A 26,978-nucleotide genomic window follows, 5' to 3' on the forward strand; every position below is an offset into this window, starting at 1 on the left:
GGGGCGGTCCTTCTGATGTCCCTCCTCCATCACGGCGTAGGTGCGCACCTCCGCATGCCCGGCTGGGCGAGCAGCACCTTGCCCGGTCTTGCTCGAGAGGCAATCATGTCGCGCGATCTCGTCTTCTGGAGGAAATCGAGATGGCGGCTTGCCCGATCAGCACCAACGCCGCGGCGGTCGGAGGCGCCAGGCCGCAGCCGAGTCGCCTGCCCCGCGTGGACGAAAAGCTGATCGATCTGCCCGCGGCTTCGTCGGGTGGGCCGCCAGCCGGCGCATCTGCCGGCTGCCATCCAGCCGGGTGACGCCATCCGATGCGGTCAATCCTTCCGCACGTCGCTGTCCAGCTGCGCCAGGGCCTGGGCCAGGTCGGCGATCAGGTCATCCACGCGCTCGATGCCGACGCTGAGGCGGATGAGGCCTTCGGTAACGCCTATGCGGGCCCGGAGCTCGGCCGGAACCCCTGAATGGGTGGTCGAGGCAGGGTGGCTGGCCAGGGATTCGGTTCCGCCCAGGCTCACCGCCAGCTTGAAGACGCGCAGCGCATTCAGCACCCGGAACGCCTCGGCTTCGCCCCCCTTGATCTCGATGCTGAAGGTCGAGCCCGGGCCGCTGCACTGGCGGTCATAGACGCGCCGCGCCGGGCCGTCCCTGTCCGGCCCGCCGAGCGCGTGCACGGCCGCAACCTTGGGATGGTCGGCGAGGAAGGCGGCGATCGCGTCCGCATTGGCGGCGGATGCCCGCATCCGCAGCGAGAGCGTCTCCAGTGATCGTCCCAGCATCCAGCATGAGTGCGGGTCGAGCTGGGTGCCGATCGCGCCGCGCAGGAGGCGGACCGGGCGTAGCCGGGCCCTGCTGCCGATGGCCGCGCCGGCGATGAGGTCGCTGTGCCCGCCGACATATTTGGTCAGCGAGTAGACCACGATGTCCACGCCGTGCCGGAGCGGCTGCTGGAACACCGGGCCAAGCATGGTGTTGTCGCAGACCACGAGCGGCCGGTGGCCCTGGTTCGCGGCGATGCGGTCTGCCTCGGCATTGACCAGGGCGAGGTCGACCAGGCTGTTCAGCGGATTGGACGGGGTCTCCACCAGGATGACGGTGACGCGCCCGCGTGCCTCGGCACGCCGGGCGGCCTCGCTGATGGCCTCCGCGTTCAACCCGTCGGAGAAGCCTTCCGCGGCGATGCCGAATTCGGTCAAGGTGCGGGCCAGCAATGTTTCCGTCCCGCCATAGAGGGGCTGGCTGTGCAGGACGGCATCCCCCGGCCTGGCATAGGTCAGGATCGTCGTGGCGATGGCCGCCATGCCCGACCCGAAGACGAGCGCCGCCTCGCCGTCCTCGTAGATCGCCAGGCGGTCCTCGACGATCTCGCTGTTAGGATGGTTGAAGCGGGAATAGACCAGCCCGGCCCCGCCTTCGGGCGCCTCCTTCCGGCCAGCCACGACGTCGAAGTAGTCACGCCCCTCCTCGGCCGAGCGGAAGACGAAGGTGGAGGTCAAGAAGACGGGCGGCTTGACCGCGCCCTCCGACAGGCTGGGGTCGTAGCCGTAGCCCAGCATCAGCGTCTCCGGGGCCAGACGATGGTTGCCGATGCTGGTATGGTGGCTGCGGTCCTTCGCCATGGCGCCAAATCCTCCAACATCGCCTGGGCTGCCGGCGGGCGGCGCCTGAGACAGTCTGCCGCATCCATCCGGCGGGATGCCAGGCTTTACGCTCGGCTGGTCCTGTGCCCGCGGCCCGGACGCGTGCTGCAGGCCCAATGTTTATCAGGAGGCCGTACTGCTCCGTACTGCTTCTCGGTGACGCGCCAGGCGCCTGCCTGCGGGGCGGCGCGCGTAAAACGCCAAAGCATGGCGGGCCCCGTTCTTCGGGCGGCAACCGAAGCCGGCGCCGCAGGTTCTCTACCGACCCCCAACACAACTGCGAAGATTTATGCGGACTGATTCTGAACAGCGACTGTTCGATGCGCTCGCAACCCTCTCCCGCGCCTTCGCCGAAGGCGGAGTCCCCAGCATGCCGGGCGGGGATGCCGTGCCGGAGGAAGGCACCGGCGAATCATCCTCGGCGATCACCGCCATGGACGATGAGATGCGCGAGGTGCTGGGCGAGGCGGCCCTTGCCGTTGCCTTCGGCGCTTTCGCCTCGCGTGGCGGGGATGGCGGACCAATCCAGACCCTGATCGCCGCCATGGGCCTCATGGCGGTCCGCAGCGGGGAGGAGCCGGACCCTCCCGGCGAGATCCTAGGCATCGCCGCGCGGGACGAGCAGGTGGAGGCGGAGATCGACCGGGCCGGGGAGGAGATCGATCGGCGCTTCGGGCGTGAGGCTGTGGCCGAGGACGTCACCGCAGCGCTGGAAGCGCGGCTGCTCGGCACGGCCATCACCCTGGCCGGATGTACGCTGCCGGAAGGGGTGGATGGCCAGGCGGCGGTGCGCCTGCGTGCGGCGCGTTGCTTCGCCAGGCTGGCCGCCGGGTTGCTGGCGATGGACGCCACGGGCACGATGCCCGGCAGCGAGGCCTGACCATGAAGGCCCTGCTGACCGGCCGCCGGTCGGCGGTCGGCGCCGGCCTGACGATGCTCGCCACCGGCGAGGCGGCTGGCCAGGGCGGCGGCACGGGACATGTCGTACTGCTCGGCGACTCGATCTTCGACAACAAGGGCTACGTGGCAGGTGGGCCGGATGTGGTCGCGCACCTCCGGAACCGGCTGCCCGCTGGCTGGCAAGGCAGCCTGGCTGCGGTGGGCGGCGCGGTGGCGGGCGATGTCATCCGGCAGCTCGAGCGGGTGCCGCAGGGAGCCAGCCATCTCGTCGTCAGCGCGGGGGGCAACGACGCCCTGCGGCAGGAAGCCCTCCTCGGCCAGGAGGCCCGAAGTGTGGGCGAGGGGCTGGTCAGGCTGGCCGCCGTGGTGGACCGCTTCCGGCAAGATTACCGTGCGATGCTCGATGCGGTGCTGGCTCGCCGGCTCCCCACCGCGGTCTGCACCGTCTACGACCCGCGATTCGCCGACCCGCAGCGGCAGCAGATGGCGGTCGCCGGGCTCAGCCTCTTTAATGATGCCATCATGCGTGAGGCCTTCCGGCGCGGCCTGGCGCTAGTCGACCTGCGGCTCGTCTGCAACGAGGCAGCGGACTTCGCCAACGCCATCGAGCCCTCCGTCCAGGGCGGCCGCAAGATCGCCGCGGCCATCGCCCGCTTCGCCCTCGACCGGCCGCAGAGGCGTTCCATGATCTACGGAGGTGACTAGGGGGCTTTCCGATACGGCCGCGGCGATGAAGTTGGTGGCGCACGGGGTCCGGAACGGATAAAGAACACCCGAAAGGGTGAGCATGGCCGACCAGATCGTCATCACCGAGAAGACCAGCCAGGCCAAGGATGTCCGCGCTGCGGTCGGTGGCCGCTACGGGATGATCCTCCCCGCCGAGGGGCACCTTTTCGACCTTCTCGAGCCCGAGGAGGTGGTGCCGGAATGGAAGCGTTGGCGGCCGATCCTGCTCCGGCCCAGCGGCCTCTACGGCACCAAGCCGGCCACCGGCGGCAACAAGGCTGCGAAGCTCAAGGCGATCCGCGACGCCCTGCGCCAGGCCAAGCAGGTTTGGCTGGCCACGGACTGCGACCGCGAGGGCCAGCTCATCGGCCAGGAGATCCTCGAGCATTACGGCTATCGCGGCACCGTCATGCGAGTGATCTTCACCGCCCAGGATCCGGAGACCATCCGCGCGGCTTTCGCCAGGGCCAGGCCCAATGCCGATTACGCCCGGCTCTACGCGGCCGCCGTCGCCCGGCGGCAGGCCGACCAGATCTACAACCTCTCGCTCACCCGTACCGCGACCGTGACCCTGGCGGGCGGTGCCCGGGCCGTCATCGGCGTCGGCCGGGTCAAGACGCCGACCCTCGCCATCGTCTGCCGGCGGGAGCTCGAGATCCGCAACTTCGTGCCGCAGGCCTATTTCGAGGTGATTGCCACGGCCCAGGCCGAAGCCGGCCCGCTGCAGATGCGCCACGCACCGAAGGAACGCATCCTGAAGCGCGAGGAGGCCGAGGCGATTGCCGCTGCCGCCGAGGGCTTCACCGGCCCGCTCGCGGTGAAGGTCGAGGACAAGCGCCAGGGCCCACCCCGCCTGCATGACCTGCCCTCGCTGCAGAAGCTCTGCGGCTCGCGCTTCGGCTGGTCGGCGGCGCGGACGCTGGAGGTGGCGCAGGAGCTCTACGACGGGCAGGGCAAGAAGGTCATCACCTACCCACGGGCCGAGACCCGCTACCTGCCGGAAAGCCTGATCGCGGACGTGCCGCGGATCGTGGCCGGGCTCCAGGTCGGGCGAGCCTTCGGAGCCATCCCGGTGCCGCAGCCGCCGGTCATCCGCCGTGGCGCGAGCGGTCCCTTCCACGACCGCGGCCTGGCCGGAGCCAGCCACCATGCAGTCATTCCCAACGTCAACACGGTCGATACGCTGCGCGAGGTCTGGCCACGCCTGAGCACCGATGAGCGCCGGTTGTTCGACGTCATCGCCCGTGCCTACCTGGCGGCGATGATGCCCGACTTCCGCTACCGGCAGACGACCGTCACGCTGGATGTCGGGCGCCACGCCTTCCGCGCTGCTGGCCGCCAGCCCATCGAGCTTGGCTGGCGGGCGGCCTTTCCCGATTGGCAGCCGGCCGAGGAACGGGGCGAGGAGGCGCAGATGCTGCCCCCGCTCCGGCATGGCGAGACGGCGCTGCTGCGTGATGCCAAGGTCGAGGACAAGGAAACCCGGCCGCCGCCGCGCTACAACGAGGGCACGCTGATCGAGGCCATGCAGAACGCCTGGCGCTTCGTCGAGGACGAGGCGCTGCGGGACCGCCTGAAGGAGGCCAAGGGCATCGGCACGCCGGCGACCCGTGCCGAGATCATCCGCGGCCTCAAGACGCAGGATTTCCTCGCCACGGAGGGGAAGAACATCGTTCCCACCGAGCGTGGCCTCTCGCTCCATGCGGTGCTGGAGCGGGCCGATCCTGCCCTGGTCGATCCCGGGGTGACAGCGCAGATGGAGCGGCTGCTAGACGAGGTGCTGGTTGGACAGCAGGAAATGATAGGCGCCATCGATGCCGTCTGCGCCCAGGCCAGCCGCATCATCGGCCGGCTGCAGGAGGGTACTGCCTCAGTCGATGCGGCCGCGCTGGGCAGGGCAGCCCCGGACCGCGGGGCAGACCGGCCGCCGACCCCGGCCATGAAGCGCTTCGCCGACAGCCTGGCGCGGCAGAAGGGGCTGAAGCCGCCGCGTGGCTACACGACCTCCGGTGCCATCTGCCGCGCCTTCCTGGACCAGCACGCATCCAGGAAGGCTGAAGCCCTGGGGGCCGACATCCCCAGTGACCGGCGGGCACCGGCGGCGCCGGACATCACGGCGGCACGGCGCCGGCCGAACCGCAGCGACACACGCATTGCGCCTTCCGCCGCCGATCGGAAACAGGCCCCAAGGCGCCGCAAGGCGAAGCGGCCCGACTGAGGGCGGTCCGGACACGCCTCGCCCGCCTCTGCGCGACCAGCAATCGGCCATGCGGCGTCATTCGGGCCCCTTCCTGGCTGCCCGTCCGCGGCTCCGACTTCTGGGGCGGCCTCGCAACCGCAGCCAACCGCCTCTGCCCCGGAGAGCAACCCCCGTCGCAACGACCGCTAGATGACCCCCGCCTCGCGGAAGGCGGCAATCCGCGCCGCGTCGTAGCCCGCCGCCGCCAGCACCGCCTCGGTATCGGCGCCGAGGGCCGGGGCCGGGCGGTCCAGCCGCGCCGCGCCATGCGCCAGGCGAAAGCCGGTGGTGGCGAAGCGCAGCCTGCCCCACGGCGTTTCCACCTCCTGCAGGGCGTCCCGCGACCGGATCTGCCGGTGCTCGATCACCTCGTCGACCCGCCAGATGCGGGCGCAAGGGGCTCCGGCGGCGTTCAGCCGTTCCTCCCACTCGGCGGCATCGGCGGCGGCGAGCGCCCCCTCGATCACCTTGCGCAGCAGGGCGGCGTTCTCCAGGCGGAGGAACCAGTCTGCCAGGCGCGGCTCGTCCAGCGCATCCTTGCGGCCGATGGCGCGCAGCAGCGCCTCGTACTGCCGGTCGGTGTTGACGGCGAGGAGGAGGTGCCCGTCGCGGGCGCGGAAGAGGTTGGCCGTCGCCTTCCGGCTCACTGCCTGGTTGCCCCATTGCTGCTGCTTGTGGCCAGCCACCGTCCAGTCCGCCACCTGGCCGCCGAGGAAGGCAAGGGTCGATTCCAGCATGGAGACATCGACCCGCTGGCCCTGCCCGGTATGCGTCCGCTGGAGCAGCGCCGAGGCGACGCCGAATGCGGCCGTCATGCCGGAGAGCTGGTCGCAGACGGCGAAGCCGGCGCGCAGCGGGTCGCCGCCCGGATGGCCGGTCATCGCCATGATGCCGGACATGGCCTGGATGCGGCCGTCATAGCCCGCCTCCAGCCGGTCCGGCCCGGTCTGGCCGAAGGCGGAGACGCTGCAGAAGATCAGCCGCGGGTTGAGCTTCGACAGCGCCTCGTAGCCGAGGCCGAGCCGGTCCATCACGCCGGGGCGGAAATTCTCCATCACCACATCCGCCTCGGCGGCGAGGCGAAGGATGATCTCCCGCGCCTCGGGCTTCTGCAGGTCGAGGGTGAGGCTGCGCTTGTTGCCGTTCACCGCCTGCCAGGCGGAGGCCATACCGCGCTCCGCCCATTCGCGGGAGAGGGGCGTGCGGCGCATGTCCTCGCCCTCGCGGCGCTCGACCTTGACCACATCGGCGCCGAGGAGCGCTAGTTGGTAGCTGGCGAAGGGGCCGGCGAGGACCTGGGTGAAGTCGAGGATGCGGATGCCCTCGAACGGGCGGGCGGTCATGCCGCCTTCTCGCGCAGATCCTTGGCGATGGCCTTCTGGCGGAGGAACTCCTCCTTCCGCCGCGCCAGCTCCTCCGCGCCGATCTGCTCGAGGTTGAGGTAGTCGAGCTTCCACTCGCCGGTCTCGTCCCAGCGCTGGGGCGATTGCAGGGTGGTGCGGGGGCCGATCGCCGTCTCGAGCAGCCGGAGGGCGAGTTCCAGCGTCGCCGCCTGGCTCTCCATGTCATGCGGGCGGCCGGCGGCATTGCCGAGGGGGAAGTCGCTGAACAGGAAGCGCGGCACGCCGCAATGCTCGACGATGTCCTTGGCGCAGCCCAGCACCACGGTCGGGATGCCGTGCTGCTCCAAGTGGCGGGCGGTGAGGCTGACGGTCTGGTGGCAGACCGGGCAATTGGGGACCAGCACCGCGACCTCGGCGCCATCCTGCAGGCAGCGGGAGAGGATCTCCGGGCAGTCGATCTCGACCGTATGCCGGTGGCTGCGGTTGGTCGGGGCTCCCTGGAAATGTTCGGTCAGGGCGCCGATCCGGCCCGAGGCGACGGCATCCCGCATGGCCTGGAGCGGGAACCAGGCGCGCATGTCGGTCGCCGGGCTGTGCTTCCGGTCGTAGGCGATGTGGGAGACGCGGAGGTCGTGGTCCTCATCCGTCCGGCCGGAATAGACCTCGTAGAATTTGGCCGAGGAATTGTAGGGCGCGCCCGGCCCCTGGTCGCCCTTCGCGGGATCGAAGGGAGCGGCGGTGGTGACGAGGGTGACGCGGCTCTCGGCCAGCGGCTTGCGGAGCGGGGAGAATGGCACCTCGCGGTAATGCGCCCAGCGATAGGGGTCGTAGCCGATCGCCCGGTAATACTCGCGGGTGCGCTGCATATAGGGGATCGGGCTGTCGTAATCCGGCGCGAAGCCCATCGCCCGGTCGATCTCCGCTGTCATGGTTCGTCTCTCCCGAATGGGCCGAGGCTAAGCCTGCCCGCGCCAGGGTCAAGCATGGCGCCTGATCCGCGCCCCTGGCATGCTGTGAAAAATGTCAGGAGGAAACCGCATGGCTCCCGCATGCGATGGCGTGGATTCCCGCTATGCCTGGCTGCGCCTCGCCGCCTCGGTGGCGCTCAGCACGCTGGGAGGGGTCGGGCTCTGGTCCATCGTCGTCGTGTTGCCGACGGTGCAGGCGGAATTCGGCACGCTCCGGGCCGGGGCCTCGCTGCCCTATACGCTGACGACGCTCGGCTTCGCCATTGGCGGTGTGCTGATGGGGCGGGCGGCAGACCGGTTCGGGGTGATGGTGCCGGTGATCTTCGGCACCCTGGCCCTGGCCGCGGGCTATGTCGGCAGCGCCTTCGCCGGCAGCATGGGCGGGTTCGCCGTCACCTACGGGGTGCTCGTCGGGCTGCTGGGGTCCTGCGCCACCTTCAGCCCGCTGGTGGCGGACACCTCGCTCTGGTTCGCGCGGCGGCGGGGGCTGGCGGTCTCGCTCTGCGCCAGCGGCAATTACTTCGCCGGAGCTCTATGGCCGCCGGTTCTGTCGCACCTCATCGAGACGGTGGGGTGGCGGCAGACGCATATCGGCATCGGCGTCTTCTGCCTCGTCACCATGCTGCCGCTCTCGCTGGTGCTGCGGCGGAGGCCGCCGGCCCAGGCGGCCCCGGCACTGGTCCTGGCCGGCAACCGCGGCACCTTCGGCCTGCCGCCCAATGCCCTGCAGGCGCTGCTGATGTTCGCCGGCATCTCCTGCTGCGTGGCGATGGCGATGCCGCAGGTGCATATCGTCGCCTACTGCGTCGATCTCGGCTATGGCGCGGCGCGGGGGGCGGAGATGCTCTCGGTGATGCTGGCCTGCGGGGTGGTGAGCCGGCTGGCCTCCGGCTGGATCCTCGACCGGATCGGCAGCCGGGCGACGCTGCTGCTGGGGGCGGCCCTCCAGGCCATTGCCCTCTCGCTCTTCCTGCCCTTCGATGGGCTTTCCTCGCTCTATGCGATCTCGGCGGTGTTCGGCCTGTTCCAAGGCGGGATCGTGCCGAGCTACGCCATCATCGTCCGCGAGAGCTTCCCGGCGCAGGAGGCGGGGCTGCGCGTCGGGTTGGTGCTGTCATCCACCCTGGTTGGCATGGCGCTCGGGGGGTGGATGTCTGGGGCGATCTTCGACGCAACGGCTTCCTACAAGATGGCGGTGATCAACGGCCTGGCCTGGAACGCGCTGACCATGGCAATCGCGGCCTGGCTGCTCTGGCGAGGGCGGACCGGGTTCCGGTCGCCCCCGGCCCGGCCCATCTGGCAGGCATGATCCTGTTCGGGCAACCCGGCCATTCCCTGCCTCCGAAGGATCAGGCGCGCGGGACCGGTGGGGTGACGACGTCGACCTCGTCATCCTTCGGCGCATAGGGCGACACATAACCCACCTGGCTCTGGATCATCACCAGCGTGCTGCACACCATGGCGGAGAGCACCAACAGGTGCGACCAGATGCCGGAACGCGGGTCCATCCAGTTCAGGGCCCACATCACCGCCGTGATGGCCGCGAAGACGATGACCCAAAGCCACATGTTGGCGGAGATATGCGCACCGGCATAAGCGGCCGATGCCCGATAGGCCCGTACTGGCATTTGCGGAATCCTTTGTTTGCCGGCTCGGCGAGCCCGGATGCGGTGGTCGAGGCGGAAGGCGACTTCGCTCGTCGTTGCGAAGCTCACCAGGAGAAGCGATGGCGCCGGGGCGGATGCCGGGATCCCGGCTTGGCTGGCGCCGACGAATTCCTCTCAGGCAGCGCGGTCCATGCGGCTGGCGGCTGCGGCCGGTTCACTCCATCGGCTCCGATGCCGCAGGACGCGAAGCCTGCACCGGATCAGCCCCAGCATGGATGGGTTCCAGGCACATCGGCAGCAGCACGGCTGGATGGCGCCCGCGGTGTCACCGGCCTTGGCGCTTGCCGGCCCGGACCGGCGAAGGCTGCCGGGTCTGTCCCATGGCTGCGGCCATCGAGGTTGTCCCAAGCACCAAGATCAGGGCAAGCAGGCTGAGCATCATCGTCATCTGAAGGCAATGTCCCCTGAAAACGCCTCATGGACCAGGCTTGGCCGCCGAACGCATGGCTGCTGCATGATCCTCGAGGTCACTCGACCAGACCGTGAGCGGCGTCGGACATGGCGCGACCCGCCGCTGGAGCTTGCTATGCACGGCGGCCTCAATTTGGATGCGCGCCGCCATGAAGCGCTTCAGCACGTCCTGTGTCTTGAAGCATGGCCCGGGGACGAGCTCGCGTATGACGAAAGGCGACACGGCGCATGGCACGACCTCCATGTCGTGCTGCACGTCGAACAGCACGCGCCGGCCGTCCCACCGGACATCCTGGTCGGCAGCGCTCGTGGCGACGTCGGTCATGGGCGCCAGTCCTCGCGGTGCTGCCCGCCGTCAGATGTTCCGCATGACAGGACGTGCCCGGCTTCGCCATCGAAATCGGCATCAAGAAAAGCGGAATGACCCGCATCAGCAGCGGCGCCCAGCCCATGGGCGACTATGTCCGCGGATCTTGGCATCGGAGCGATGGCCAGGTTGGTCGGCTGGTCGGCCGGCATCGATCGGGCCTTCGGCACAAGCTGCCAAAGCTCCGGCGGGTGGATCCAGGCGGACCGCCAAGGCGCCTCTTCTGCCAGGCTGGCCGGACTGGCGAAGATGGCCGCTGACCGTTGTGCGCGAATGGGCATTGAAGGCCTCCAGGATCGGGACGAAGCCTGCTCGCCCATGTCGGGACCTGTTCGTCCCCCGCATGCGGCGGCAGCATTACTCCGGCGGAAAGGGTGGCCGGGCCATCCTCAGCAGCAGGGCTGAGACCTTCTCGGGACCTGAGATGGTTATGATGGCGTCAGGACCACCATCACGGTACCGGCACCTCATGGAGGGGATCGGTCCGGGTCGCGGGCCTGCGGTACGGGAACTTGGCCGCCGGATCGCCACATGTCCGCTCCGGTGGGCGTGGATGGGGTTCCAGGCGCCCCCGCCGCGCCCCATATGGCAGGTATGATCCCGCTCTCCATCCTCGACCTCTCCCCCATCCCCGAGGGCAGCGATGCCGGCCAGGCGCTGCGCAACTCGGCCGATCTCGCCCGCCATGCCGAGAGACTCGGCTATGGGCGCTTCTGGATGGCGGAGCACCACAACATGCCGGGCATCGCCAGCGCGGCGACAGCCGTTGCCCTGGCGCATGTCGCGGCGGCGACCAGCACAATCCGCATCGGCGCCGGCGGGATCATGCTGCCGAACCACGCGCCGCTGATGGTGGCCGAGCAATTCGGCACGCTGGCCGCCCTGCATCCCGGCCGGGTCGATCTCGGCCTGGGCCGGGCGCCGGGCTCCGACCAGCGGGCGGCGATGGCGATCCGCCGCAACCTCGCCGGCGAGGTGGACGACTTCCCCCGCGACGTGATGGAGCTGATGGCCTATTTTGAGCCGGCCCAGCCCGGCCAGGCGCTGCGGGCGGTGCCGGGGGAGGGGCTCGACATCCCGGTCTGGATCCTCGGCTCCTCGACCTACGGCGCCCAGCTCGCCGCGGCGCTCGGCCTGCCCTACGCCTTCGCCTCGCATTTCGCGCCCGACCAGATGCGGCAGGCGATGGCGATCTACCGCGAGCGGTTCAAGCCCTCGGCGCGGCTGGCCAAGCCCCATGTGATGCTCGGGGTGAACATCTTTGCCGCGCCGACGGATGCCGAGGCGCGCTTCCTCTTCACCTCGCTGCAGCAAAGCTTCCTCAACCTCCGCCGCGGGCGGCCCGGCAAGCTGCCGCGGCCGGTCGAGGACATGGAGAGCAGGCTCGACTCGCACGGGCGGGCGATGCTGGAGCACTCGCTTGCCTGCTCCATCGTCGGCGGGCCGGAGACGGTGCGGCGCGGCCTGCGGGACTTCGTCATCGAGACCGGGGCGGACGAGCTGATGGTGACGGCGGCGATGCACGACCCTGAGGCACGCAAGCGGTCCTTCAGCATCCTGGCAGGACTGCACCAGGAGCTGGCCGCCGCCGCATGAGGGCTTGATTCCTCGCTCCGGCCTTTGCATATCGCCCCGCCGATAGGCATTCCTTCTTGGAGGACGGGGCGTGAGCGAAACGGTCGAGCGGCATGAATTCGGCGCCGAGGTGGGGCGTCTGCTGGATCTGGTGGTCCATGCGCTCTACTCGGACCGCGAGATCTTCCTGCGCGAGCTGGTGGCCAATGCCGCCGACGCCATGGACCGGCGGCGCTTCGAGGCGCTGACCCAGGCGGTGCCGGCCCTGCCCGAGGGTGCGGCGATCCGCATCACGCCGGACAAGGCCGCTCGCACGCTGGTCATCGCCGACCAGGGCATCGGCATGACCAAGGAGGAGCTGGCGCGTAACCTCGGCACCATCGCCCGTTCCGGCACCCGCGCCTTCACCCAGTCGCTGGCGGATGCCAAGCCGGGCGAGAGGCCGAGCCTGATCGGGCAGTTCGGTGTCGGCTTCTACTCGGCCTTCATGGTGGCCGAGCGGGTGGAGGTGGTCTCGCGCCGCGCCGGCGCCGAGGAGGGCTGGGCCTGGGCCTCCGCCGGTCAGGGTGACTTCACCCTCGCGCCCGCCAGCCGCGAGGAGCCGGGCACGACCATCACGCTGCACATCAAGGCGGATGCCGAGGAGTTCCTGGAGCCGATCCGCCTCCAGACCATCATCCGCAAATGGGCGGACCACATCACCGTCCCGATCACCATCGCCCGCGACGGGAAGGACGAGGCCGCCAACGAGGGCACCGCGCTGTGGCGGAAGCCGAAGGCGGAGGTCACCGAGGAGCAGTACGCCGAGTTCTACCGGCATGTGGCGCACGCCTTCGACAAGCCCTGGGCGACGCTGCACTGGCGGGCCGAGGGCACGACCGAGTTCGCCGCCCTCCTCTTCGTCCCCGGGATGAAGCCCTTCAACCCGGTGGAGGGCGAGCGGGACAGCCGTGTGCGCCTGCATGTCCGGCGGATGTTCATCACCGAGGAGGCGGCGCTGCTGCCGCCCTGGCTGCGCTTCGTCCAGGGCGTGGTCGACACCGAGGACCTGCCGCTCAACGTCTCGCGCGAGATGCTGCAATCGACGCCCGCACTCGCTCGCATCCGCAAGGCCGTCACCGGTCGCGTGCTGTCGGAGCTGAAGGCGAAGGCCAAGGATGCCGAGAGCTATACAGGCTTTTGGGAGAATTTCGGACCGGTGCTGAAGGAGGGCGTCTGGGAGGACAACGAGCACCGGAAGGATCTCGCCCCCCTGCTGCGCTTCCGCTCCTCGGCCGTCGAGGGTTGGACCTCGCTGCCCGACTACGTCGCGCGGATGAAGGAAGGGCAGGAGGCGATCTACATCCTGGTCGGCGACGACCCGGATGCGCTGTCGAAGTCGAGCCAGCTCGAGGGCTTCCGCGCCCGCGGCGTCGAGGTGCTGCTGCTCTCCGACCAAGTGGATGCCTTCTGGCCGGAGCGGCTGGACCGCTTCGAGGAACGGCCGATCCGCAGCATCACCCAGGGCAGCATCGACCTCTCCAAGATCGCGGGCGCTGAGGCGGCAGGCGAGCCGGCCGATGTAGCGAAGCTGCTGCCGCTGCTGAAGGCGGCGCTGGAGGGCGAGGTCTCCGAGGTCCGCGCCACCGACCGGCTGGTGGACAGCGCCGTGGTGCTGGCGGCGTCCGAGGGCGGGCCCGATCTGCAGATGCAGCGGCTGCTGCGCCGGGCCGGGCGCGCCTTCGGCGCCGGGCTGCCGGTGCTGGAGGTCAACCCGCGCCATGGGCTGATCCGCAAGCTCGCCGGGATGGAGGGCGACCTCAAGGCCGAGGCCGGCACGCTGCTCGACCTCGCCCGGCTGCAGGATGGCGACGTGCCGCGCGACCCGGCAGGGTTCGCGCGGCAGGTGGCGGCGCTGCTCGCCGGCAGCCTCGGCTGAACGCCGCCGTGCCGGTTCAGCGCGAGGCGACACGCGCTGGTCGGCCGAGCGCCTCGCGCAGCCGGTCGGCCATGAGGGTCTGCGCCGCGACGGCATCGGCGACGACCGGCGCCATGCCGAAGAACTCGTGCGTGACGCCGGGGTAGGTGCGCTGCTCGACCGGGACCCCGGCCTTGCGCAGCTTGCCCGCCAGGGCCTCGCCCTCGGACCGCAGCGGGTCTACCTCGGCATTGACGATGGTCGCCGACGGCAGGCCCTGCAGCGCGCCGCGCCGCACCGGGTCGAGCCGTGGGTCGGCGAGGTCGCTGGAGCCGTTGGTGAAGCGGGTCACGAACCACTGCACGCCGGCGCTCGAGAGCGGCACGGCCGAAGCGTTCTCCTGCTTCGAGGGCGTGTTCGTGTCGGTTGTTGCCACCGGATAGACGAGTGCCATGTGGACGGGCTGCGGCAGCCCCGCATCGCGGGCCGCGACGGCGGTGGCGAGGGCGAGGGAGCCGCCGGCGCTCTCGCCCGCCACGGCGATTCGCGCCGGGTCGGCGCCGAGCCGCCGGGCCTGCGACACTGCCCAGCGATAGCCGGCGAGGGCGTCGTCATAGGCGGCGGGGAAGCGGTTCTCCGGCCCCTGGCGGTAGTGCAGCGAGAGCACGGCGGCGCCGGTGCGCGCGGCCAGAGCGCGCGGCGTCGCATCATAGGTGTCGAGGTCGGCGATCACCCAGCCGCCGCCATGCCAATAGACGATCAGCGGTGCGCCGGAGCGCGGGGCGCCGGGCGGCGTGTAGAGCCGCGCCGGAATGGCGCCGCCGGGGCCGGGCACGGTGAGGTTCGTGGTGCGGATCGCAGCGCCGGGCATGGTCGCGCCCTGTTCCTGCAGCACTCGGCGATAGGCGTCGGCGAAGCTCGGCTGGCTGCGGGCCTTTTCGGTCGAGAGCAACTCGACCGGCTGGCTGCCGAGATCGGCGAGCGACTTGATCACCCGGGCCATGTCGGGATCGGTCCGCGCCGCCGTGGCCTGCCCGCCCGCGCTCGGCCCGCCGCCGCCGGCCGAGGCGCCTGCCACCGTGCCCGTGCCGGTCGCGGTCTTGGTCGCGCCGCAGGCCCCGAGGGCCAGGCTTGCAGCAAGGGTTACGGTCAGGGCGGCCAGGCGTGGGCCCGGCGCGGTTGGCTGAGGCATATCGTGAGGAGCTTTCGGGGGATCCGGCCAGGGGCCATTCCCCAACCGGCTCCGGAACGCTCCGTCGCGAGCGCGGGTTGCGGTCACGGCTCCTACAGCCAGCCTTTCAATCGGAAGACGATGAGCGGGGCGATGGCGCTGAGCAGGATCAGCAGCAGCCCCCAGGGATAGCCCCAGAGCCAGTCCAGCTCCGGCATGTACTTGAAGTTCATCCCGTAGATGCTGGCGACCAGCGTCGGCGGGATGCCGACGACGGAGACCACGGTCAGGATCTTGATCGTGTTGTTCTGCTCGATGCTGATGAAGCCCAGCGTGGCATCGAGCAGGAACTGCACCTTGTCCGAGAGCCTCGCATCGTAGTCGTTCAGCGAGGCGACGTCCTGGCGGAGGGTGCGCACCCGGTCGTCGAATTCGGGCGGCATCCAGTGCTTCGCCTGTTCGGCGGCGAAGGGCAGGATGCGTTCGACGCCGAGCAGCGTGTCCCGCAGCACAGAGACATGGTCGCCGGTGCGGCCGATGGCCCGCAGCGCGCGGCGGAGGCGTCGGTCCATTGCGGCCGGGCGGTTGTGCACCGGCAGCTCCGCTTCGAAGGCGGCATGGGAGAGCGTGTCGAGCTCGGCCCGGAGCCGTTCCAGCGAATCGGCGATGCGGTCCACCATCACCTCGAGCAGGGAGACGAAGGTGGCGAAGCTGTCGCCGGCCTTCCCTGGCCGGGCGGCGAGCGCTTCCACCGCGCCGACCGTGGCGAAGCGCACGGTCAACAGGTGATGCGGCGAGAGGACGATGCCGAGCGGCGTGAGCACCGGCCGGTCGTCGCCGGTCCGTGCAATGGCCGGGAGGCTGAGGTAGAGCACTTCGCCCTCCGCCGCCATGCGGCTGGAGCTTTCGATCTCCTGCAATGCGCCGAGGCCCGGGACGCGGAAGCCGGTGGCCGCGGCGACCTCCGCCTTCTCCGCCTCCGTGCCGTCGAGGAGGTCGAGCCAGGCGGCATCGCCCGAAGGGGCGGGATGGCAGGTGAGCAGGCGCGGTCTCCCTCGAAACTGCAACGGAGCGGCACCATCTCTCTGCCCATGAGCACCGAGTGGCAAGGCCCGGCCATCGTCCTCGGCGCCCGGCCGCATGGCGAATCGGGCGCCGTGGTAACACTTCTGACGGAGGCGCTGGGCCGCCATGCGGGCCTTGCCAAGGGCGGCGCCTCGCGGGCGCAATCCTCGCTCTGGATGCCCGGCAACCTGATCGAGGCGCGCTGGGTGGCGCGGCTGCCCGACCAGCTTGGGGCGCTCTCGGGCGAGCTGGTGCATCCGGCGGCGGCGCTCGCCCTCGAGGACCCGCTCGGCCTCGCCCTGCTCTCGGCGGCCTGCGCCGTCGCCGAGGGGAGCCTGCCGGAGCGGGAGCCGCATCCGCGCTGCTTCCATGGGCTGGTGGCGCTGGTCGCCCGGCTGGGCGAGGGCGCGGCGGCGGCGCTGCCCGACTATGTTCGCTGGGAGGCGGAACTGCTGACCGAGCTGGGCTACGGCCTCGACCTGGCGCGCTGCGCGTTGACGGGGAGCATCGAGGACCTCGCCTTCGTCTCGCCGCGGAGCGGGCGGGCGGTCAGCGCCGGCGCGGCGGAGCCCTGGGCCGTGCGGCTGCTGCCGCTGCCGCGCTTCCTGCTCGGGCAGTCGGGGCCGGTGAGCCTTGCCGAATGCCTGGCCGGGCTGCGCCTGACCGGGCATTTCTTGGCGCGCGACGCCTTTGGGCACCGGCCGGGCGGGGTGCCGGCGGCGCGGGGCATGCTGACGGACCGGGTGGCTGCCGCCATTGCCTGAGGCGGCGGCGGGTGGTCAACTTCCGGCCCAACCGCGAGGAGGTCCGCGTGGCCGCGACGCGTCTCGACGTCAATTGCGACATGGGCGAAGGCTTCGGCAACTGGCGGATGGCCGACGACGCGGCGCTGCTGCCGCTCGTCACCACCGCCAACCTGGCCTGCGGCTTCCATGCCGGCGACCCGCTCATCATGATGGAGACGGTGGCGGCGGCGCGGGCGGCAGGCGTCGCGGTCGGGGCGCATCCCGGCCTGCCGGACCTCGCCGGCTTCGGCCGCCGCGTCATGGCGCTGAGCGCCGCCGAGCTGCATGCCTGCTTCGCCTACCAGATCGGCGCCTTGCAGGCCTTCCTCCGCCTCCACGACATGCCGCTGAACCATGTGAAGCCGCATGGCGCCATGTTCCATGTGCTGCGCGATCCGGCGATGGCGGAAGCGGCGCTTGATGCCATCGCCGGCGCGGCGCCGGGGGCGGCGGTGTACTGGCTGGCGGGCGAGGTCTTCGCCGAGCGGGCGGTGGCGCGGGGCTTCCGCGTCGTCACCGAGGCCTATCCGGACCTCGACTATGCCGAGGACGGGATGCTGCTGGTCGAGCGGCGCAAGCGGGCAGTGGAGCCGGCGCTGATCGAGGCGCGCATCACCGAGATTCTCACGCGCGGCACGCTGGCCGCGCGGGGCGGTGCTGTGCTGCCGATGGCGGTGGAGAGCGTATGCATCCATAGCGACGGGCCGAATGTGCTGGAGGTGCTGGCGGCCGTCCGCCGCGCCGCCAAGGCCTGCGGCACGGCACTCGCCTGCGCCACCCGGCGGGGCTGAGGCCGAGGGTGGCAATCCCTGGCCGGCTCGGCTAGACTGCCAGTGAGAACAAAGCACGAAAACGGCGGACGATGCCAGACGACATCAAGACCCTCCCCGGCGCCCCGGACGGTGGCGGCACGCGCGATACCGGCCTCGCCGATGCGCTTTCCGAGCGCTACCTGGCCTATGCGCTCTCGACCATCATGTCCCGCTCCCTGCCGGATGTGCGGGACGGGCTGAAGCCGGTCCACCGGCGGCTGCTCTGGGCGATGCACCAGCTGAAGCTCGACCCCGCGGCGGGCTTCAAGAAGTGCGCCCGCATCGTCGGCGACGTGATGGGCAAGTACCATCCGCATGGCGATGCCTCGATCTACGAGGCGCTGGTGCGCCAGGCGCAGGATTTCGCGGCGCGCTACCCGCTGGTGGATGGGCAGGGCAATTTCGGCAATATCGACGGCGATAATGCCGCGGCCATGCGCTACACCGAGGCGCGGCTGACCACCGTCGCCGAGGCCTTGCTGCAGGGCATCGATGAGAATGCCGTCGATTTCCGCCAGACCTACGACGGCGAGGAGCAGGAGCCGGTGGTGCTCCCGGCGGCCCTCCCCAACCTTCTGGCCAATGGCGCGACCGGCATCGCGGTCGGCATGGCGACCAGCATCCCGCCGCACAATGCCTGCGAGCTGTGCGGCGCGGCGCTGGAGCTGATCCGCAACCCGCAGGCCGGGACGGACGAGCTGCTGCGCCATGTCCAGGGGCCGGACTTCCCGACCGGCGGCACGCTGGTCGAGAGCGCCGAGGCGCTGCGCGAGGCCTATGAGACCGGGCGCGGCGGCTTCCGGGTGCGGGCGCGCTGGCGGAAGGAGGAGGGCAAGCTCGGCGCCTACCAGATCGTCATCGAGGAGATCCCCTACCAGGTCGCCAAGGCGAAGCTGATCGAGCAGATCGCGCAGCTGCTCGAGGAGAAGAAGCTGCCGCTGCTCGGCGACATCCGCGACGAGAGCACCGACAAGGTCCGCATCGTCATCGAGCCGAAGACGCGCAACGTCGATGCGGCGATGCTGATGGAGACGCTGTTCCGCGCGACCCAGTTGGAGAACCGCATCCCGCTGAACCTCAACGTGCTGGATGCGGACCGCACGCCGCGGGTGATGAGCCTGCGCGAGGTGCTGCGGGCCTGGCTCGACCACCGGCACGTGGTGCTGGTCCGGCGGACGGAGCACCGGCTGGCGGCGATCGCCCGGCGGCTCGAGATCCTCGACGGCTACCTCATCGTCTATCTCAACCTCGACGAGGTCATCCGCATCGTCCGCGAGGAGGACAAGCCGAAGGAGGCGCTGATGGCGACCTTCTCGCTGACCGAGATGCAGGCCAACGCCATCCTCGACATGCGGCTGCGGGCGCTCCGCAAGCTGGAGGAGATGGAGATCCGGCGCGAGCACACCAAGCTCAGCAAGGAGCAGAAGGCCCTGCAGGGGCTGATGGGCTCCGAGGCGAAGCGGTGGAACGCCATCGCCGCCGAGATCGAGGCGGTGCGGAAGACCTTCGGCGAGGGTGCGCTCGGCGCGCGGCGGACGGTCTCCGGCGGGGCGCTGCCGGCCATCGCGGTGGACGAGAACGCCTTCGTCGAGCGCGAGCCGATCACCGTCATCCTCTCCGAGAAGGGCTGGATCCGGGCGCAGAAGGGGCACCTGCCGCCGGAGGCGGAGCTGCGCTTCAAGGAGGGCGATGAGCTTTTCCGCATGGTGCATGCGCAGAGTACGGACCGGATCATCCTCTTCGCCACCAATGGGCGGGCCTATACCCTCAAGGCGGACGCCATTCCGCGCGGGCGGGGCGACGGGCAGCCGGTGCGGCTGATGGTCGAGCTGACCAACGAGGATGCGGTGCTGGAGCTCTTCGTGCCCGTCGAGGGGGCACGGTACCTGGTGGCGAGCCAGGACGGACGCGGCTTCGTCGTCCCCGGCGCCGAGCTGCTGGCCGAGAAGCGGACGGGCAAGCAGGTGCTGGTGCTGGAGGCAGGCCGCGAGGCCGCAGCCTGCGTCCCCGCCGAGGGCGACATGGTCGCCGTCATTGGTGAGAACCGGAAGCTGCTGCTCTTCCCCATCGACCAGGTGCCGGAGATGGCGCGCGGGCGCGGCGTGCAGCTGCAATCCTACAAGGATGGCGGGCTGTCGGACGCCAAGGTCTTCATCCGCAAGGAGGGGCTGAGCTGGCGGCTCGGCGACCGGGTGCGGGTGGAGCCGGATGTCACGCCCTGGCGCGGCAACCGGGCGGGGGCGGGGAAGCTGCCGCCGAACGGCTTCCCGAAGTCGAACCGGTTCGGGTAGCCAGCCCTATTCGGGCTCGATCCCGGCGAGGCGGACGAAGCGGGCCCATTTTTCACGCTCCGTCCGCAGCAGGTTGGCGATCTGCTCGAGATCGAGCACCTTCGGGTCGAGGCCGAATTCCTGCATCCGGCTGCGCGCCGGCTCGGTCTGCCCGGCTTCGTTGGCCAAGGCGTTGAGCCGTTCCGCCGCCTGCCGCGGCGTCCCGGCCGGCACGGCGAGGCCGAGGAAGCCGGTGAGGTGGTAGTCCGGCCAGGTCTCCGCCATCACCGGCAGGTCGGGCCAGCGCGCCCAGCGGCGCGGCGCGGTCAGCGCCAGGGCCCGCGTCTGGCCCTGGGCGAGGTAGGCGTCGCCCGCGGTGGTGTCGACGAAGATGAGGTCGAGGCGACCCGCGATCAGGTCGCCGAAGGCGGCGCCGATGGTGCGGTAGGGCACGCCCTGGACCTGGGTGCCGGCCATGAGGTTCAGCATCTCCCCCGGCAGGCGGGATGAAGCGTTGAAATGGCCGAAGAACATCTGCCCCGGCCGCGCCTTCGCCTCGGCGACGAGAGAGGGCACGTCGCGCCAGGGCGCCTCGGGCCGGACCATCAGATAGGCGCCGTTCGAGGCGAAGAAGCCGATGCCGATGAAGTCCCGCTCCGGGTCATAGGGCAGGTCCCGAACCAGGCTCGGATTGGCGGAATGCGTGCTGCTGGTGGCGAGCAGCAGCGTCAGCCCGTCCGGCGCCGCCGCCTTCACCGCCATGGTGCCGATGACGCCGTTGGCGCCCGGACGGTTGTCGACCACGACGGGCTGGCCGGTCGTCGCCTCGATATGCCGCCCCACCAGCCGCGCGGTGATGTCGCCGGAGCCGCCAGGGGCGAAGGGCACGATGATCCGCAGCGGCCGCGGCTGAGCGAGGGCCGGGGCGGGCAGGGCGAGGGCGGCGAGCAGGGCGCGGCGGCTTGGCATGGCGGGTTTCCTCCTTGCCGCGAGCATCCCTCCCCGGGCGCCGGGACGCCAGCGGGCCCAGGGCGTTGGCGAGGGGGAGAAGGAGGCAGGCCGATGCAGGACGAGGACTTCATGCGCCGGGCGCTGGCGATGGCGGAGGCCGCACTCGCGGCGGGCCAGGCGCCCTTCGGCGCGGTGGTGGCCGATGCCGCCGGCCAGGTGGTGGGCGAGGGCCACAACACCGTCGCCGCCGACCGGGACGCGACGGCGCATGGCGAGGTGGTGGCGCTGCGCGATGCCTGGGGGCGGCTCGGCGACCGGCAGCGCCTTGCCGACTGCACGCTCTACACGAGTTGCGAGCCCTGCCTGATGTGCAGCTGCGCCATCACCCAACTCGGCCTCCGCCGCGTGGTCTTCGCGGCGCGGGGCACGGAAGTCCCCGGGGCGAAGCGCCTCTTCGATGCAGACCTGACCGGTGCCGCGGCCTGGGCCACTGGCCGCCCCGGCTGGCGGATGCCCGAGATCCGCGGCGGCCTGCTCCGGGCCGAGGCGCTGGCGATCATGGCACGTTACGACTGGGGCTAGGGTTGGCGCCGGCCTCGACCTGGCGGCTGAGTGGTCGCGGGTTCACCCGTCACCGAGGCGCTGCCAGACCCGTACTCCCAGCCCTCATCGCCCGGTCGACTTATCGAGGTGTCGACGACGCCGGCGCCCCTCCCGGCGTCCGGGATGGCGGTCCGCGCTAAGGCCGCCCGCTTCGGTCAGCGGATGCCCCAGGCTTTGTGCGCCTGGATGTTGAGGCGCCACTCGGGGTGGCGGAGGCAGTAGGCCGCCGCCGCCGCGGTGTTCCCGTCGAGCGCGGGCCCGTCCATGGGGGAGAGCCAGCGATGCCGCGCCGGGAAGGCGCGGAACTCGGTAGGGTCGATGCCGGCTTGTGGGTAGACCAGCTTCAACTCGTCCGCCCGTGCCAGGGCCAGCGGAGCGCCCGCCTTGGGGCTGACGCACACCCAATCGACCGGGCCGGGCAGCGGTTGGGTGCCATTGGTCTCGATGGCGACGGTGAAGCCGGCGGCGTGCAGCGCGTCCAGAAGGGGCGCATCGACCTGCAGCAACGGTTCGCCGCCGGTCAGGACGCAGAAGCGGTCGGACGCCCCGGTGGGCCAGAGAGCGGCGGCGGCGGCCACCAGGGCCTCCAGGCCGTATTTCTCGCCGCCCCGGAATTCGGTGTCGCAGAAGCGGCAGACGGCGTCGGCCCGGTCCTCCTCGCGGCCGGACCAGAGGTTGCAGCCGGCGAAGCGGATGAAGACGGCAGTGCGGCCGAGATTGGCGCCCTCGCCCTGGGCGGTCAGGAAGAGCTCGTGGACGGTGTAGGACACGACAAGGGTTCCGGTGCGGCCGGGGCCGCGGTGCCTCAAAACTTGAGGCGGGCGGGGTCACAGGCCTCTGAAAAGCCTCGGATTTCCGCCGCAAATTGAGGATTTAAAGGATTGAGGCGGGGCCGAGGCGCGGGACGTGGATCAGCCTTGGGCGGATAATCCTATAGCGCGCAGCGGCCGGGATGGCAAGCCTCAGCCCCATTGCGGATCGAGCAGCACCCAGAGCCGGGCGATGCGGCCATCGGCGATCTCGGCGAGGTCGGCGCCGCTGATCGCGGCCGGGCTTCCCTCGGGGCCGGCATGCCAGCGGAGGACGGCCATGCCGTGATGGCCGAGCGCGGGGCCCTTCTCCGGGGTGAAGCGGAAGCCGGGGCCGAAGCCCTCGAGCAGGGCGCCGGCGACGGCGGCGATGGCCTCCCGGCCTTCGACCACCTTGTCGGGCTCGTACATCACCGGCTCGGCGACATATAGCTCGGCCATGGTGTCGGCGCGGCGGGCGGCATCGCGCTCATTGAAGACGCGCTCCAGATTGGCGCGGAGCAGGCGGTCGTGGAGGGGCGCTTCGTCGCTCATGCGAATGGTCCTTGGCTGAAAGGGGGCGTGCCGCCTTGCGGTCGTGCAGGCGGTACCTGCCGCCGATGAAGGGCATCGCCCGGTCAGGTTGCCGGAATTGAGGGGGCAGGTCGGAAAGGGCAAGCCGCCGAGCGGGCAGGACTCGCTGGCGGCACCGTCCTGCGCCGGGTGGCATGGCCGATGTCGATGACGGCGATGCGGTACGGGCCCGGGAAGCGGGTTGATGCAGCGCGGCGCCTCGGCTCGTCGCCGAGGGCAAGGATGATGGGGCTTCGGGCCCGGTTGTGCTGCTGCAAGCGTCGCCGGATGGGTGCAGGGGGCCGGCCTGGAGTATGCTCGGCCGCGCTTGGGATCGGGGGCGAGGTGCTGATGGCGGTGCTGGTGGTGAAGTCCGGGGGCGAGGCCGCCATGGCGGAGTGGCGGGACAGCTTCGCCGCCTGCGCGCCGGGGCTGGAGGTCCGCTGGTGGGATGAGCCGGGGCTGCGGCCCGAGGAGGTCCGCTACGCCCTGGTCTGGGACCCGGAGCCGGGGCGGCTCGCTGCCCTGCCCCATCTGCGCGCGGTCTTCGGCTCCGGGGCCGGGGTGGACGGCATCGTCGCCGACCCCCTCTATCCGCGGCAGGTGCCGCTGGTGCGGATGAGCATTCCCGAGGCGACGGAGCGGATGGGGGCATATGTCTGCTGGGCCGCGCTCTCGCTGCTGCGGGAGGGGCGGCGGATGGCCATCGCCCAGGCGGAACGGCGCTGGGATTTCGTCGAGCCGCCCTACCGGGCAAGCCAGCGGACCGTCGGCATCATGGGCCTCGGCAACATGGGCGTGCGGGCGGCGGCGATGCTGCGGGGGATCGGCTTCCCGGTGATCGGCTGGTCGCGCGGGCGGAAGTTGGTGCCGGGCGTCGAGAGCCATGCCGGGCCGGCGGAGCTTGGGGCCTTCCTCGCCCGCACGGACATCCTCGTCTGCCTGCTGCCGGCGACGGCGGAGACAGCGGGGATCATCGATGCGGCGACGCTCGCGCGGTTGCCGCGCGGCGCCGGCTATATCGGCGTCGGGCGGGGGATGCAGCAGCGGCTGGAGGACATCCTCGCCGCGCTGGAGGATGGGCAGCTCTCCGGCGCGGTGATCGACGTGTTCGAGCCGGAGCCGCTGCCGGAGGAGCATCCGCTCTGGGTCCACCCGCGGGCGATCGTCACCGCGCATGTCGCCAGCCTGCCGAGCCGGGCGGAGCGGGCGGCGGCGGTTGCCGCGGCCATCGCCGGACTCGAGCGGGGCGAGGGGCTGCCCAACCTGTACGACCATGAGAAGGGGTATTGAGCATGGCCCTGCCGCAGCCGCCGGTCCGACCGGACCCCAACCACATCCCCGACGAGCGGGAACTGCGCGAGGAGCTGGCCGCGGCCTACCGGCTGATCGCGCTCTTCGGCATGACCGACCTGGTCTTCACCCATCTCTCGGTGCGCATCCCCGGGCCGGGGCATCGGTTCCTGGTCAATCCCTACGGCCTGCTCTTCGAGGAGATCACCGCCTCCTCCCTCGTCGTCGTCGATGCGGAGGGGCAGCCGGCGCAGAGGACGGACTGGCCGGTGAATCCGGCGGGCTTCGTCATCCATTCCGCCGTGCATCTCGGGCGCGGGGATGCGCAATGCGTGATGCACACGCACACGCTGGCGGGCATGGCGGTCGCGGCGCAGCAAGGGGCGCTGCTGCCGTTGAACCAGATCAGCATGGAGTTCGACGGGCGGGTCGCCTTCCACGACTACGAGGGCGTCGCCGCCGACGACAACCTGTCCGAGCGGGAGAGGCTGGTGCGGGACCTCGGCGACAAGCCCTGCATGATCCTCCGCCATCACGGGCTGATGACGGTAGGGCGGACGGTGCGCGAGGCCTTCTACTGGATGTGGTACCTGGAGCAGAGCTGCCGCATCCAGCTGGCGGCGCAGGCATCCGGCGTGCCATTGGCCCTGCCTTCGGCCGAGACGGTCGCGCGCACGCGGGCGCAGTTCAGCACCGGGCCGACCAAGGGCTGGCTGCCCTGGCAGGCGCTGCGGCGGAAGCTCGACCGGGAGCAGCCGGATTACCGCGACTGACCATCAACCGCCGCCGGTCCAGCGGGAGGGGGACGCGCCGGCAAGGCAGCCTTGCCGGCGCATCCGTCCTAGCGCCGGGCGATCAGCAGGCCGAGGACAAAGCCGACGGCGCCGGCGCCGAGCAGGGCGAGCAACGGCTCCTCCCGCACCCGGTCGTTGAGGTAGTCGGCCGCCTGCTGGCTCTGGCGATAGGCCTGGCTGCCGGCCTCGGAGAGGCTGTCGCCCGCCTGGCGGGCCATCTGGCCAGCCTGGGCGCCGTACTCGCCGACGCGCTCGCGAGCTTCCTCGGCCAGGCCACGGGCGCGGCCGGCCGCATCGTCGGCGAAGTCCTTGGCCTCGCCGGCCATCTCGCGGGCCTTCTGCATGGTGTCGTCGGCGCCGCCCGGCTTCTGGCCAACCGCCGAGGGATCGACGCCCTGCGGGCGGCCGCCGGGCATGGCGCCGGACTGCATCGCATCCTTGCTGTGGGCGCCCACCGCGGCGGCGCCGCTGCCTTCCATCCGGTTCTCGCTCATGGTCGGTATTCTCCTCTCTCGTTCCGGGCTGGAACGCGCGAAGGCGGCATCGGTGCCCGGACCTCGGTCTACTTCTTCTCGACGCCCCAGAAGACCGGGATGGTGGTGGGGCGGATGCCGTCGATATTGGCGCGGCGGGCGCTCAGCGTGCGGTACTGGCCGGCATTGATGTAGGGCAGGACCTGCCAGGCGCGGGCATGGACCTGCTCCAGCAGGGCGTGGCGCTTCGCGGCATCCGGTTCTTCCCACCAGGCACGGCGGAGGCGCTCCAGCTCCTCGTCGCAGGGCCAGCCGGCGAGGCCGCCGTCGCAGGGGCTGGCGAGGTAGAGGTTGGTGAGGGGGTTCTGCGCGTCGAGGACGTTGGCGATGGTGACGAAGAGGTTCCAGCCGCCCTGGTCCTGCGGCTCGCGCCGGTTGCGGCGCTGGGTGAGCGTCGCCCAGTCCATCGAGGGGGCGTCCATGTTCAGGCCGGCGCGGCGGAAGGCTTCCGTCATGGTCAGCGTCACCGCGTTGTTGGCGGGGCTGTCGGTGGCGTTGAGGAAGACGACCTTGCGGCCGTCGTAGCCGGCTTCGCGAAGCAGGGCGCGGGCGCGGTCCGGATCGGCCTCGCGCAGGCCTTCGGCGCCGGCCGAGCTTTCCAATGGCGTGCCGCAGAGGAAATAGGCGGGGCAGTAGGGGATCTGCTCGCTGGGGCGGACGCCGATCGCCTGCTGGTTTTCCTGCTGGTTCACCAGGTGGAGCAGGGCGCGGCGGGCGCGGGGGTCGTTGAAGGGCGGCTGGGTGTGGTTGATGCGCAGCCAGACGACGGAGCCGATGGGGTTCAGCGGGAAGAGGCGGATGGCGCGGTTGCGCTCCAAGGTCGGGATGATGTCGGGGGAGGGGACTTCGAGGAAGTCGATCTCGCCGGATTGCAGCGCGGCGGCGGCCGTCGCGGCATCGGGCATGGAGAGCCATTCGAGGCGCTCGACCTTCACCACCTTGCCGCCGGCGAGGCCGTCGGCCGGTTCGGGGCGGGGGCGGTAGGCAGGGTTGCGGCGGTAGACGGCGCGGTTGCCGGACTGCCACTCGCGCGGCTCGAAGATGAAGGGGCCGGAGCCGGTGGCGTCGGTGATCGCCGTGGTGGCGGGGGTCTGCGCCAGGCGCTCGGGCATGACGAAGAGGGCGCTGGCGGTGGGGCGGGCCAGCGCTTCGGTCACCAGGGCGAAGGGGCGGGCGAGGGCGAGGGTGAAGGTTCTCTCATCGACGACCTCGAGCGAGCCGGTGGCGGCGGCGAGCGCGCGGCCGACGACGTCGCGCTGGGCCCAGCGCCTGATGGAGGCGACGGCGTCGGCGGCGCGGACGGGGCTGCCGTCATGGAAGGCGAGGCCCTCGCGCAGGGTGAAGCGCCAGCGCATGCCGTCGGGCGAGCGGTCGACGCTGTCGACCATCTGCGGCTGCGGCTCGCCCTTGCTGTCGAGGGCGAAGAGCTGGTCGTAGACCATGAAGCCGTGGTTGCGGACGAAGGCGGCGGTGGATTGCACCGGGTCGAGGCTGGCGAGGTCGTTCACCAGCACGACGCGGAGGGTCTGCGCCGCGGCGGGGAGCGCAAGCAGGGCGGAGAGGGCGGCGCCGGCGAGGAGCCGGGTGATGCGGGAGGGAGCGGGCAT

At 71.0% G+C, this 26,978-nt stretch carries 25 protein-coding genes; 12 read left to right on the forward strand and 13 right to left on the reverse strand.

Features of this window, described 5'->3' with window-relative positions; genetic code table 11:
* Positions 1-317: 317 nt before the first annotated feature.
* A complete protein-coding gene (locus tag JMJ56_RS03745) occupies positions 318-1,619 on the reverse strand; it encodes a cystathionine gamma-synthase family protein (protein WP_202830240.1) in 1,302 nt (433 codons plus the stop codon).
* A gap of 310 nt (positions 1,620-1,929) precedes the next feature.
* Between JMJ56_RS03745 and JMJ56_RS03750 the strand changes: the two genes are divergently transcribed.
* From JMJ56_RS03750 to JMJ56_RS03760, 3 genes are all read left to right on the forward strand, one after another.
* The gene (locus JMJ56_RS03750; protein ID WP_202830241.1) at positions 1,930-2,520 is read left to right on the forward strand and encodes a hypothetical protein; all 591 of its coding nucleotides are present in this window, start codon (positions 1,930-1,932) and stop codon (positions 2,518-2,520) included.
* A 2-nt stretch (positions 2,521-2,522) separates the two neighbouring features.
* On the forward strand, positions 2,523-3,245 hold the full coding sequence (locus JMJ56_RS03755; protein ID WP_202830242.1) for an SGNH/GDSL hydrolase family protein: 723 nt from the start codon (positions 2,523-2,525) through the stop codon (positions 3,243-3,245).
* A gap of 82 nt (positions 3,246-3,327) precedes the next feature.
* Positions 3,328-5,484, forward strand: a complete 2,157-nt coding sequence (locus JMJ56_RS03760) for a type IA DNA topoisomerase (protein WP_202830243.1) — start codon at positions 3,328-3,330, stop codon at positions 5,482-5,484.
* 167 nt (positions 5,485-5,651) lie between these two features.
* On the opposite strand, the gene JMJ56_RS03765 is transcribed toward JMJ56_RS03760, so the two are convergent.
* Both JMJ56_RS03765 and JMJ56_RS03770 read right to left on the reverse strand, forming a co-directional pair.
* On the reverse strand, positions 5,652-6,848 hold the full coding sequence (locus JMJ56_RS03765) for a CaiB/BaiF CoA transferase family protein (RefSeq protein ID WP_202830244.1): 1,197 nt from the start codon (positions 6,846-6,848) through the stop codon (positions 5,652-5,654).
* Positions 6,845-7,777: a hypothetical protein gene (locus JMJ56_RS03770; protein WP_202830245.1), complete on the reverse strand. Its 933-nt coding sequence runs from the start codon at positions 7,775-7,777 to the stop codon at positions 6,845-6,847. Before JMJ56_RS03770 ends, JMJ56_RS03765 begins: the two co-directional genes overlap by 4 nt.
* 109 nt (positions 7,778-7,886) lie before the next feature.
* On the opposite strand from JMJ56_RS03770, the gene JMJ56_RS03775 reads away from it, so the two are divergent.
* Positions 7,887-9,125, forward strand: coding sequence for an MFS transporter (locus tag JMJ56_RS03775; RefSeq protein ID WP_202830246.1), 1,239 nt, complete (start codon positions 7,887-7,889; stop codon positions 9,123-9,125).
* A 40-nt stretch (positions 9,126-9,165) separates the two neighbouring features.
* Here JMJ56_RS03775 and JMJ56_RS03780 read toward each other — a convergent pair whose 3' ends face one another.
* The 3 genes from JMJ56_RS03780 to JMJ56_RS03790 all read right to left on the reverse strand — a co-directional run bounded on the left by JMJ56_RS03780 (position 9,166) and on the right by JMJ56_RS03790 (position 10,542).
* Positions 9,166-9,444 (reverse strand): hypothetical protein, encoded by a 279-nt coding sequence (locus JMJ56_RS03780; RefSeq protein ID WP_202830247.1) that lies wholly within the window; start codon positions 9,442-9,444, stop codon positions 9,166-9,168.
* 454 nt (positions 9,445-9,898) lie between these two features.
* Positions 9,899-10,219 (reverse strand): DUF1488 family protein, encoded by a 321-nt coding sequence (locus JMJ56_RS03785; RefSeq protein ID WP_202830248.1) that lies wholly within the window; start codon positions 10,217-10,219, stop codon positions 9,899-9,901.
* Positions 10,216-10,542, reverse strand: coding sequence for a hypothetical protein (locus JMJ56_RS03790; RefSeq protein WP_202830249.1), 327 nt, complete (start codon positions 10,540-10,542; stop codon positions 10,216-10,218). The genes JMJ56_RS03785 and JMJ56_RS03790 overlap by 4 nt, the downstream gene beginning before the upstream one ends.
* A gap of 313 nt (positions 10,543-10,855) precedes the next feature.
* Here JMJ56_RS03790 and JMJ56_RS03795 point away from each other — a divergent pair, with 313 nt between their 5' ends.
* Entirely contained in the window at positions 10,856-11,857 is a 1,002-nt protein-coding gene (locus JMJ56_RS03795) for an LLM class flavin-dependent oxidoreductase (protein ID WP_202830869.1), read from the forward strand.
* Between the two features lie 70 nt (positions 11,858-11,927).
* Positions 11,928-13,754, forward strand: coding sequence for a molecular chaperone HtpG (gene htpG / locus JMJ56_RS03800; RefSeq protein ID WP_202830250.1), 1,827 nt, complete (start codon positions 11,928-11,930; stop codon positions 13,752-13,754).
* A 16-nt stretch (positions 13,755-13,770) separates the two neighbouring features.
* Here the strand turns inward: htpG and JMJ56_RS03805 are convergent, their stop codons facing one another.
* Together JMJ56_RS03805 and JMJ56_RS03810 are read right to left on the reverse strand one after the other, a co-directional pair.
* The gene (locus JMJ56_RS03805) at positions 13,771-14,925 is read right to left on the reverse strand and encodes an alpha/beta hydrolase (RefSeq protein WP_202830251.1); all 1,155 of its coding nucleotides are present in this window, start codon (positions 14,923-14,925) and stop codon (positions 13,771-13,773) included.
* A 92-nt stretch (positions 14,926-15,017) separates the two neighbouring features.
* Positions 15,018-15,971: a CorA family divalent cation transporter gene (locus tag JMJ56_RS03810; RefSeq protein ID WP_202830252.1), complete on the reverse strand. Its 954-nt coding sequence runs from the start codon at positions 15,969-15,971 to the stop codon at positions 15,018-15,020.
* Between the two features lie 24 nt (positions 15,972-15,995).
* Here JMJ56_RS03810 and recO point away from each other — a divergent pair, with 24 nt between their 5' ends.
* The 3 genes from recO (at position 15,996) to parC (ending at position 19,857) form a co-directional block, all read left to right on the forward strand.
* Complete coding sequence (gene recO, locus JMJ56_RS03815) at positions 15,996-16,733, forward strand: DNA repair protein RecO (protein ID WP_202830253.1); 738 nt, start codon at positions 15,996-15,998, stop codon at positions 16,731-16,733.
* 47 nt (positions 16,734-16,780) lie between these two features.
* Positions 16,781-17,545 (forward strand): 5-oxoprolinase subunit PxpA, encoded by a 765-nt coding sequence (locus JMJ56_RS03820; RefSeq protein WP_202830254.1) that lies wholly within the window; start codon positions 16,781-16,783, stop codon positions 17,543-17,545.
* A gap of 71 nt (positions 17,546-17,616) precedes the next feature.
* Positions 17,617-19,857: a DNA topoisomerase IV subunit A gene (parC, locus tag JMJ56_RS03825; protein ID WP_202830255.1), complete on the forward strand. Its 2,241-nt coding sequence runs from the start codon at positions 17,617-17,619 to the stop codon at positions 19,855-19,857.
* 6 nt (positions 19,858-19,863) lie between these two features.
* Here the strand turns inward: parC and JMJ56_RS03830 are convergent, their stop codons facing one another.
* Positions 19,864-20,805 carry a Bug family tripartite tricarboxylate transporter substrate binding protein gene (locus JMJ56_RS03830; protein WP_202830256.1) on the reverse strand — a complete coding sequence of 314 codons (942 nt, stop codon included), beginning with the start codon at positions 20,803-20,805 and terminating at the stop codon, positions 19,864-19,866.
* 93 nt (positions 20,806-20,898) lie between these two features.
* Between JMJ56_RS03830 and JMJ56_RS03835 the strand changes: the two genes are divergently transcribed.
* Complete coding sequence (locus tag JMJ56_RS03835) at positions 20,899-21,369, forward strand: nucleoside deaminase (protein ID WP_202830257.1); 471 nt, start codon at positions 20,899-20,901, stop codon at positions 21,367-21,369.
* Between the two features lie 176 nt (positions 21,370-21,545).
* Here the strand turns inward: JMJ56_RS03835 and queE are convergent, their stop codons facing one another.
* Positions 21,546-22,160, reverse strand: coding sequence for a 7-carboxy-7-deazaguanine synthase (gene queE, locus JMJ56_RS03840; RefSeq protein WP_202830258.1), 615 nt, complete (start codon positions 22,158-22,160; stop codon positions 21,546-21,548).
* Between the two features lie 192 nt (positions 22,161-22,352).
* A complete protein-coding gene (locus JMJ56_RS03845) occupies positions 22,353-22,733 on the reverse strand; it encodes a nuclear transport factor 2 family protein (protein ID WP_202830259.1) in 381 nt (126 codons plus the stop codon).
* A gap of 369 nt (positions 22,734-23,102) precedes the next feature.
* Between JMJ56_RS03845 and JMJ56_RS03850 the strand changes: the two genes are divergently transcribed.
* Together JMJ56_RS03850 and JMJ56_RS03855 are read left to right on the forward strand one after the other, a co-directional pair.
* Positions 23,103-24,044 (forward strand): 2-hydroxyacid dehydrogenase, encoded by a 942-nt coding sequence (locus JMJ56_RS03850; RefSeq protein ID WP_202830870.1) that lies wholly within the window; start codon positions 23,103-23,105, stop codon positions 24,042-24,044.
* A 2-nt stretch (positions 24,045-24,046) separates the two neighbouring features.
* Positions 24,047-24,817 carry a class II aldolase/adducin family protein gene (locus tag JMJ56_RS03855; RefSeq protein ID WP_202830260.1) on the forward strand — a complete coding sequence of 257 codons (771 nt, stop codon included), beginning with the start codon at positions 24,047-24,049 and terminating at the stop codon, positions 24,815-24,817.
* Positions 24,818-24,885: 68 nt separating this feature from the next.
* On the opposite strand, the gene JMJ56_RS03860 is transcribed toward JMJ56_RS03855, so the two are convergent.
* Together JMJ56_RS03860 and JMJ56_RS03865 are read right to left on the reverse strand one after the other, a co-directional pair.
* A complete protein-coding gene (locus JMJ56_RS03860; protein ID WP_202830261.1) occupies positions 24,886-25,332 on the reverse strand; it encodes a DUF883 family protein in 447 nt (148 codons plus the stop codon).
* A 68-nt stretch (positions 25,333-25,400) separates the two neighbouring features.
* Positions 25,401-26,978 carry an ABC transporter substrate-binding protein gene (locus JMJ56_RS03865; protein WP_202830262.1) on the reverse strand — a complete coding sequence of 526 codons (1,578 nt, stop codon included), beginning with the start codon at positions 26,976-26,978 and terminating at the stop codon, positions 25,401-25,403.

The organism is Belnapia arida (assembly GCF_016773205.1).
Taxonomy (GTDB): domain Bacteria; phylum Pseudomonadota; class Alphaproteobacteria; order Acetobacterales; family Acetobacteraceae; genus Belnapia; species Belnapia arida.

What these genes read in the sequence shown, in the direction of transcription:
- JMJ56_RS03765 (WP_202830244.1), bottom strand. Translation starts at nt 6,848, where the DNA reads ATGACCGCCCGCCCGTTCGAGGGCATCCGCATCCTCGACTTCACCCAG.
- JMJ56_RS03745 (WP_202830240.1), bottom strand. Translation starts at nt 1,619, where the DNA reads ATGGCGAAGGACCGCAGCCACCATACCAGCATCGGCAACCATCGTCTG.
- JMJ56_RS03830 (WP_202830256.1), bottom strand. Translation starts at nt 20,805, where the DNA reads ATGCCAAGCCGCCGCGCCCTGCTCGCCGCCCTCGCCCTGCCCGCCCCG.
- JMJ56_RS03865 (WP_202830262.1), bottom strand. Translation starts at nt 26,978, where the DNA reads ATGCCCGCTCCCTCCCGCATCACCCGGCTCCTCGCCGGCGCCGCCCTC.
- JMJ56_RS03860 (WP_202830261.1), bottom strand. Translation starts at nt 25,332, where the DNA reads ATGAGCGAGAACCGGATGGAAGGCAGCGGCGCCGCCGCGGTGGGCGCC.
- JMJ56_RS03805 (WP_202830251.1), bottom strand. Translation starts at nt 14,925, where the DNA reads ATGCCTCAGCCAACCGCGCCGGGCCCACGCCTGGCCGCCCTGACCGTA.
- JMJ56_RS03855 (WP_202830260.1), top strand. Translation starts at nt 24,047, where the DNA reads ATGGCCCTGCCGCAGCCGCCGGTCCGACCGGACCCCAACCACATCCCC.
- JMJ56_RS03755 (WP_202830242.1), top strand. Translation starts at nt 2,523, where the DNA reads ATGAAGGCCCTGCTGACCGGCCGCCGGTCGGCGGTCGGCGCCGGCCTG.
- JMJ56_RS03795 (WP_202830869.1), top strand. Translation starts at nt 10,856, where the DNA reads ATGATCCCGCTCTCCATCCTCGACCTCTCCCCCATCCCCGAGGGCAGC.
- JMJ56_RS03750 (WP_202830241.1), top strand. Translation starts at nt 1,930, where the DNA reads ATGCGGACTGATTCTGAACAGCGACTGTTCGATGCGCTCGCAACCCTC.
- JMJ56_RS03775 (WP_202830246.1), top strand. Translation starts at nt 7,887, where the DNA reads ATGGCTCCCGCATGCGATGGCGTGGATTCCCGCTATGCCTGGCTGCGC.
- JMJ56_RS03845 (WP_202830259.1), bottom strand. Translation starts at nt 22,733, where the DNA reads ATGAGCGACGAAGCGCCCCTCCACGACCGCCTGCTCCGCGCCAATCTG.
- JMJ56_RS03780 (WP_202830247.1), bottom strand. Translation starts at nt 9,444, where the DNA reads ATGCCAGTACGGGCCTATCGGGCATCGGCCGCTTATGCCGGTGCGCAT.
- JMJ56_RS03790 (WP_202830249.1), bottom strand. Translation starts at nt 10,542, where the DNA reads ATGCCCATTCGCGCACAACGGTCAGCGGCCATCTTCGCCAGTCCGGCC.
- parC (WP_202830255.1), top strand. Translation starts at nt 17,617, where the DNA reads ATGCCAGACGACATCAAGACCCTCCCCGGCGCCCCGGACGGTGGCGGC.
- recO (WP_202830253.1), top strand. Translation starts at nt 15,996, where the DNA reads ATGAGCACCGAGTGGCAAGGCCCGGCCATCGTCCTCGGCGCCCGGCCG.
- JMJ56_RS03835 (WP_202830257.1), top strand. Translation starts at nt 20,899, where the DNA reads ATGCAGGACGAGGACTTCATGCGCCGGGCGCTGGCGATGGCGGAGGCC.
- JMJ56_RS03770 (WP_202830245.1), bottom strand. Translation starts at nt 7,777, where the DNA reads ATGACAGCGGAGATCGACCGGGCGATGGGCTTCGCGCCGGATTACGAC.
- JMJ56_RS03760 (WP_202830243.1), top strand. Translation starts at nt 3,328, where the DNA reads ATGGCCGACCAGATCGTCATCACCGAGAAGACCAGCCAGGCCAAGGAT.
- JMJ56_RS03785 (WP_202830248.1), bottom strand. Translation starts at nt 10,219, where the DNA reads ATGACCGACGTCGCCACGAGCGCTGCCGACCAGGATGTCCGGTGGGAC.
- JMJ56_RS03850 (WP_202830870.1), top strand. Translation starts at nt 23,103, where the DNA reads ATGGCGGTGCTGGTGGTGAAGTCCGGGGGCGAGGCCGCCATGGCGGAG.